Here is a 4,268-nt window from a genome sequence, read left to right on the forward strand (position 1 = left end):
TGGATTACTCAGAAGTGGTCAGCTACGAAGGCGTAGACACGAAAGCGGGGGCGCAGGGGAATACGGATGAAAAGACCTGTAAAAACTGCCCACCGGAAGGGAAAGTAATGCCGATGGTGAGACGCTGTTCGCGCTGGAGTGCGGTGACGATTAGCTACCAGACGCGCATCTGTGGCACGTTTTATAACCCGGAAACGCAGCAGATACAGGAGTTTAAATACTGCGGCGTATCGTTTGATGGCTGGAAGGATAAACTTTGTCAGTTCTGGGAAGCAAAGGCGCGGTATGATCAGTTTTTCAGGGCCGATGGGCGAAAAAAGGAATGGTGGACAGGTGATATTAGTGCGATTAAACAAGCTGGCCGACATCAGGCAGTTGCAACCGTGAATCCCTCTTTAAAAGTTGTGTGGATTTTCATGCAGCCCATCAGTGCTAAATATTTTACAATCATTTTTCAGGGTATGCGTGACATTATAGTCCGTTGGGAGACATAATTATGACTATTGATGTGTCAGTTAATTTTTCATTTCAAACTGGTTTGGGGGATATTGCTTTTACGAAAATTGTTGAACAGTTTTCGTTTTTGGTTTTACAATCAAATGATTTACTTGGTGAAAATTACGAATGGTTTGAGCCCGGACATTCGAAAAAGCAAGCCTTGTCACAAATGGCATTTGAGAATAATAAAATCAGTGAAAGTACTCTTCTAAAATGGGAAAAGAGATATAAAAAGGACTCTCCTCTTTTTGTCGAAAGTGTTTGGGATGGAAAAAGTGACTATAGTAGCTCAATTAATTATCGGAAAATGTTTTTTGACCAAGTTAATCGGGTTGATGTTGAATTGCATTTGGTGTCCAAAAATAAAAATATAAACGTAGAAAGTTTCATTGCTCTATTCTCCAGGATTGCTTTTTATTTTAAGTGTGCTTATATAAATGCTGACAGCGGAGGTTATCGTTTCTTTGATAATAATGTTTTCCCTGATCGACTAAGCGTAGGGTGGATGATATATATCCCTCACGTTGTCTTACCTAGGCTTATTCCTGAGGCCGCTAGGATTGTACCGGTCGTTGATGGTGAAAAACAGAAGGGAACAATCGTTGTTTCAACCGAAGATATATTTGATGGCAAAAATAAAGATCACGTAGGCAAAGCCAACGATATAGAGATAAAACTTCTGGATCTTGGTTTGTTACCGTTGATGACAGAGCTCTAACCCTGCATACCATGTGCGCTGATTACCCAGTGGTGGGAAACGGATTTGCAGTTCATACAGCGCATTCTGTCCGAGGTGGGCATTTACTGGCGCACGGAGATGGACGACGTGCGCGCTCCAGTGCCGAGACGCACGGCGATTTCTGGGAAGACGATATGGATTACTCAGAAGTGGTCAGCTACGAAGGCGTAGACACGAAAGCGGGGGCGCAGACGAAAACGGATGAAAAGACCTGTAAGAACTGCCCACCGGAAGGGAAAGTAATGCCGATGGTGAGACGCTGTTCGCGCTGGAGTGCGGTGACGATTAGCTACCAGACGCGCATCTGCGGCACGTTATATAATCCGGAAACGCAGCAGATACAGGAGTTTAAATACTGCGGCGTATCGTTTGATGGCTGGAAGGATAAACTTTGTCAGTTCTGGGAAGCAAAGGCGCGGTATGATCAGTTTTTCAGGGCCGATGGTTCGAAGAAACCTTGGTGGACGGGTAATCAAAGTGCAATCAATCAGGCATCCCGGCATCAGGCTGTTACAACCGTCAATCAACCTTTGAAGGTGGTCTGGATTTTTATGCAACCTGTAAGTTGCGAGTATTTTAGAAAAATATTTAAAGACTACAAAGATATTATTACGAGGTGGCAACCATGATCGAACTTTTTAATACTTCAATAAATATTCACTCGATGAAAGAAAGTGATATAACAATAGACGAGTGTTTGAGTGAGTTATACAAAAGCGTTCAAGTTGTCAAAAATCTAACAAGACAGGACCAAATATGGTACTTGACAGGCTACTCCAAAAAGGAAGCCTCAAAATATATTGTATTTGGCGATGGTGGAGTGAGCCAAAATGCATTAGAAATCTTTCATCGACATTATAAGAAAAATCATCCTTTAGTCAATGAGTCTATCTGGAATGGTCAACCGGATGGATTTGCTTGTGCAATATCGCACCTTATGAAATTTATAGATAACCCTAGAAAGCTAAACCTTATTATAGATATGGATCAGAAAGTTTCCAATACAGAAGATATGATTGATTCATTATTACTATTGGCTAAAGGAAAAGATAAATCATGGATAAAAGTCGACTCGAAGGGTTATTGGCTCCATGACCGAAATGTATTTCCTGATCGGATATATGTAGGATGGATGTTATACATTCCTCACGTACTATTGCCTGAACTCATCCCCGAAGCAGCAAGAGTTGTCCCGATTATAGAGTATGGAAAACAAAAAGGAACAATCGTTGTCTCAACCGAAGAGATATTTGACGGGAGCAACAAAGAGCACATCGGCAAAGCTAATGACATAGAAATAAAACTTCTGGATCTTGGTTTGTTACCGTTGATGACAGAGCTCTAACCCTGAATGCCATGTGCGCTGATTACCCAGTGGCGGGAAACGGACCTGCAGTTTATCCGGCGCATTCTGTCTGAGGTGGGCATTTACTGGCGCACAGAGATGGACGACGTGCGCGCTCTGGATACGTACATTTTTGCCGACGGCCAGCTGAGCTACCATTTTGACGTGCGCCTGCCGTACCGCGAGCCTTCGGGCCTGTTCGACGGGGCGGCGGAGTCGGTCTGGGACGTGCGGACCTGGCACGGCCCGGCCACCGGCGCCGTCGCCACGCGGGATTACAACTACCGCGCCGCCTGCGCGCCGATGGACGCGGCGGCCAGCGTGCGCAGTGACGCGGTGAGCACCGGGGAGCATTACCGCTACGCCGCGCCGTATCGCGACGCGGGTGATGACACCGGCCCCGAGCCGGAAAGCGAGTCCGGCGCGTTCTACGCGCGGCTTCATCACGAGCGGGAGCTGAACAAATCGGCCCGCATTCACCTGTTCAGCAACGCTGCCCACCTCACGCCCGGGCAGGTGCTGGAGCCGCAGGGCGACGTCATTACGGCCCTGCAAGAGGGAGTGCTCCTCACGCGGGTGACCTTTCGTGGCGCCCGCGACTCCCGCCTGCACGTGTCGGTCTGGGGCCTGCCTTACACCGAGCGTTACTGCTTCCGTCCGGCGGAAGTCCCGCGCCCTGAAATCCCGGGCACGCTGCCGGCCCGAATTGAAAGTCGCGAAAAAAATGATACCTACGCGCACCTGGACGAGCAGGGGCGCTACCGGGTGAAGCTGGACTTCGACCGGGAGGGGGCGGAAGCCGGCTACGGTTACCTGTGGCTGCGGATGGCGAAGCCGACGGCCGGTGGCACGCTGGGCTGGCATGCGCCGCTCATCGACGGCACCGAAGTGGCGATTGCGTACAGCAACGGTGACATTGACCTGCCGTACATCGCCTGTGCGCTGCACGACTCGGAGCACCCGGACCACGTCACCCGCGACAACCACACCCGCAACGTTCTCAGAACGCCTGCCAACTCAAAATTACGGATGGAAGACAAGCGCGGCATGGCTGAGAACGCCGAATGGCTATTCAGTTGAGCAGCGGGTTGAAGATTATAAACATGTGATGATTAACAGGGAAAGGAGGGGGCTCTGATGGTCATGATCCCACCAGTAGTATACGGAGGTATGGGCGGGGCGGCAGCAGGAAGTGTCGGTGCGGCAGGCAGATCAACCGGAACCTCAACGTTCCCCGGAACAGGGAGCAACCATGGAGGCTGGGAAGATGATGATATGTCTTATCCTGGTTCAGGGGGCGCGCAATCCCGCAGCCACGGAGGATTTGATTATCAGGGAAAACGGTATGATTCAATTCTGAATGAACCCATGGTTGTCAGTGCCGAGACGCACGGCGATTTCTGGGAAGACGATATGGATTACTCAGAAGTGGTCAGCTACGAAGGCGTAGACACGAAAGCGGGGGCGCAGGGGAATACGGATGAAAAGACCTGTAAAAACTGCCCACCGGAAGGGAAAGTAATGCCGATGGTGAGACGCTGTTCGCGCTGGAGTGCGGTGACGATTAGCTACCAGACGCGCATCTGTGGCACGTTTTATAACCCGGAAACGCAGCAGATACAGGAGTTTAAATACTGCGGCGTATCGTTTGATGGCTGGAAGGATAAACTTTGTCAGTTCTGGGAA

Annotated in this window: 5 protein-coding genes and 1 pseudogene; all 6 read left to right on the plus strand. The window is 49.4% G+C overall.

What is annotated here, in order from left to right; all coding sequences use genetic code 11:
* The coding region (locus tag BS626_RS17880) for a Tox-REase-5 domain-containing protein (protein WP_240494337.1) at nucleotides 1-494 on the plus strand (494 nt) is incomplete at its 5' end.
* 2 nt (nucleotides 495-496) lie between these two features.
* The gene (locus BS626_RS17885; RefSeq protein WP_083615991.1) at nucleotides 497-1,216 is read left to right on the plus strand and encodes an Imm52 family immunity protein; all 720 of its coding nucleotides are present in this window, start codon (nucleotides 497-499) and stop codon (nucleotides 1,214-1,216) included.
* A 155-nt stretch (nucleotides 1,217-1,371) separates the two neighbouring features.
* Nucleotides 1,372-1,866, plus strand: a complete 495-nt coding sequence (locus tag BS626_RS17895; protein ID WP_240494338.1) for a Tox-REase-5 domain-containing protein — start codon at nucleotides 1,372-1,374, stop codon at nucleotides 1,864-1,866.
* A complete protein-coding gene (locus BS626_RS17900; protein WP_075183692.1) occupies nucleotides 1,863-2,582 on the plus strand; it encodes an Imm52 family immunity protein in 720 nt (239 codons plus the stop codon). The genes BS626_RS17895 and BS626_RS17900 overlap by 4 nt, the downstream gene beginning before the upstream one ends.
* Before the next feature lie 18 nt (nucleotides 2,583-2,600).
* Nucleotides 2,601-3,629: pseudogene (locus BS626_RS17905) on the plus strand (type VI secretion system Vgr family protein); the annotation flags it as partial.
* Between the two features lie 90 nt (nucleotides 3,630-3,719).
* Nucleotides 3,720-4,268, plus strand: a 549-nt coding sequence (locus BS626_RS17910) for a Tox-REase-5 domain-containing protein (protein WP_075183694.1), incomplete at its 3' end; no start/stop codon positions are given.

Origin of the sequence: Pantoea sp. 1.19, assembly GCF_001922585.1 — a bacterium.
Classification (GTDB): domain Bacteria; phylum Pseudomonadota; class Gammaproteobacteria; order Enterobacterales; family Enterobacteriaceae; genus 1-19.

Bases quoted from the DNA above. Each gene is read 5' to 3' on its own strand.
- BS626_RS17885 (WP_083615991.1), top strand. From the start codon at position 497: ATGACTATTGATGTGTCAGTTAATTTTTCATTTCAAACTGGTTTGGGG.
- BS626_RS17895 (WP_240494338.1), top strand. From the start codon at position 1,372: ATGGATTACTCAGAAGTGGTCAGCTACGAAGGCGTAGACACGAAAGCG.
- BS626_RS17900 (WP_075183692.1), top strand. From the start codon at position 1,863: ATGATCGAACTTTTTAATACTTCAATAAATATTCACTCGATGAAAGAA.